Source organism: Bacteroides timonensis, from assembly GCF_000513195.1.
In the GTDB taxonomy this organism is placed as follows: Bacteria; Bacteroidota; Bacteroidia; order Bacteroidales; family Bacteroidaceae; genus Bacteroides; species Bacteroides timonensis.
This window is the reverse complement of the sequence record NZ_CBVI010000061.1, coordinates 1-2,288: the sequence shown is the minus strand read 5'-3', so window position 1 is coordinate 2,288 and position 2,288 is coordinate 1. Positions and strand designations below refer to the sequence as shown.

The window sequence follows — 2,288 nt, the reverse complement described above, 5'->3', positions numbered from 1 at the left end:
GGATGCCGAGCTTGCCCAGTTGCACGCTGTTGCCCTGCTGAAGCTGCGGGGGAACGCCGTCGCACACGAGGTTGAAGCTCGATTCCAGTTCGGTGGGCGCCACGGTGGTGTTGCGCGTCACGGCGCGGCACACGGTGGAGGTGTTCAGCCGGTTGGTCACTGCGGGAGAGGCGTACCACTTGCCCGGTTCGTCCTTCTTCTGAAGGTTTTTTCTTTTTACAAATTTAAATTTAGCCATACGGTTTCAATTTTAGGGTTAATACTGGTGATTTATACGTTTTACCCCCGTCAGAAGCACTTCTGGAGGGGGCTGAAAATGGAAGCGCAAGGAGTGAAAAATGGAAGCGCAAGGAGTTGAAAATGGAAGCGCAAGCATTTTTATTTCCTTGCGCTTCCATTTTCTGCTCCGTGCGCAGGGAGTTTTCGGGGGTGCCGGAGGGTGCGATAATTTGTTACAATCTCCGCTGCGGCGGCACAAGGCCGCCTTTATTCTGAGACGGGGCGCACCGCCTGACCGTAGTAGCGGAAGGTGTTGCCCAAGCCGCCTCTGTTCTTGCCGAGCTCCAAGGTGTACGCGCCGCTCGAAGCGTAGACCGACCCACTCCAATAGTAGCCGCCGCTGCTACCACGGGGGGCCGTCCCGTTGCGATAGTCCGCCGCGGGAAACGAGAGGGTGTTGGTGATAGTGTTGCCGGTAGCACCTGCATCCGCTATCTCGTGTTTGTATTTACGGCCGAGATAACTGCTTTCATTCCAGCTTTCGCCATCGGGGGGTAAATTTCCGTTTTCCGTATCAGCAAAAGCGGCAAATTCAAAGTTATTACCGTTACCGCAGGTAGGAAGACGCCAACTGCCGCCAAGCTGCGCACGGGCGATGTCATAATTGGCATTGCCGCTGATGCTTGTGCCTGTATCGGTATAATCACCATTATTCGAACTTGTCTTCAAGCCGGTAGCGTCACCCCAACCGAACAAGTTCCACTGGGAACCGAGGGAACGGTTGGAATAATTCTCAAAACTATTCGTCGTAGCCTCATTGATACTTTGCCCGCTATCGGCGATGTGGAAAGCAACGTCTGAATCAGTAGTACCAGTCTTGGTGGCGATAAGGTTGCCCGTAGCCCAGTAGAGGGGGATGGCACCGTCACCGGTAGCACCGTCCTTGTTCACTCCCATGTACAGGGCTACAATCCAGTCGTTCTCATAAGGCTTTCCGTCTGCTGTGGGAGAGGCTTTCAGCGTGCTGCCCTTGTCCTTGTCGGGCAAGGTCAGTGTCTTGTTTGTCACTTCATCTGCCGTCAGCGTGTGGAAGAACTTAACCACACCGGGGATGCAAAGCCAAATCTTGGAACCGGCTTTCAAGTTCTGCAAGACATTTGCCGGGAAATCGGCCTTGTCGTCGGCAATGGTGACTGTGGAAAGCGTGGCCTGCTCGGCGGGAGCATCGTTCTTCCACGTGCCTATCTGCATCTGGAGGCCGTTGTAGGTATAGGTGGTGGTGGGGACAAGGGCGGTGCTCACCACGAACGGACCTGCCTTATATACCGTCAGGTCTATCTTGCACATCTCTCCTGCCTTGAACTCGGTGATGCTGTTGATGGTGGCAATTGTCTTGCCGTTAAGCCGGATAAGGTTTGTACCGTCCACCGTGCTGACGGGCACCACGTTGGCTTCCCATACATCGCTGCCGTCATAGTGCATGGTTATCCAGTCTTGTCGGCTGCCGTCTGTCGTTACTGTGCCCTTATCGTTGGTGCAAGTGAGGTGCCCCATTATCTCCACTTTATTTATAGTAGAAGTGTAGCCCGTCAGCGTCACCCGTACCTTGGCAAGCTGGTGCTTGAAGTCCAAGGCGACGGGTTTGTTATACTCGCAATTCTTGGTTTCAGCTTTCAGCACGTATGCCAATCCGTCCGTCTGATCGGAGAGCGTTACGGTGCCTTCCTGGGTATAGTTGGAGTACCATGCCGTGACGGTGGCAGGCAGCGTAGACTGCCAGTAGGCCGTCCGGCCCTCTAATGCCGTTACACTGGTCTTGTTGTCGGCAACAAGCGTCACGGCATATTGGCCTTCGGCCGTATAAGGAGTTTGGGCTGCGTCTGAGTGCTTGCCGCTAATCTGCACGCCTATCGTTTCGTTTCCCTCCCATTGGCTGCTCGTGCCGTCCTCGTTTTCCGATACGCGGGTTTGCGGTGCGCCCCACGGCTGCGCTTCTCCAGCCTCCACGTCCATCGTGATGGTGGAAATCTGTAACGGATACTTGCCTTCGGGCAGGGCATTCTCATCTG

Annotated in this window: 2 protein-coding genes; both read right to left on the bottom strand. The window is 54.9% G+C overall.

Features of this window, described 5'->3' with window-relative positions; genetic code table 11:
* The coding region (locus tag BN161_RS28630) for an HU family DNA-binding protein (RefSeq protein ID WP_449374816.1) at positions 1 to 238 on the bottom strand (238 nt) is incomplete at its 3' end.
* A gap of 248 nt (positions 239 to 486) precedes the next feature.
* The coding region (locus tag BN161_RS28080; protein WP_141651793.1) for a fimbrillin family protein at positions 487 to 2,288 on the bottom strand (1,802 nt) is incomplete at its 5' end.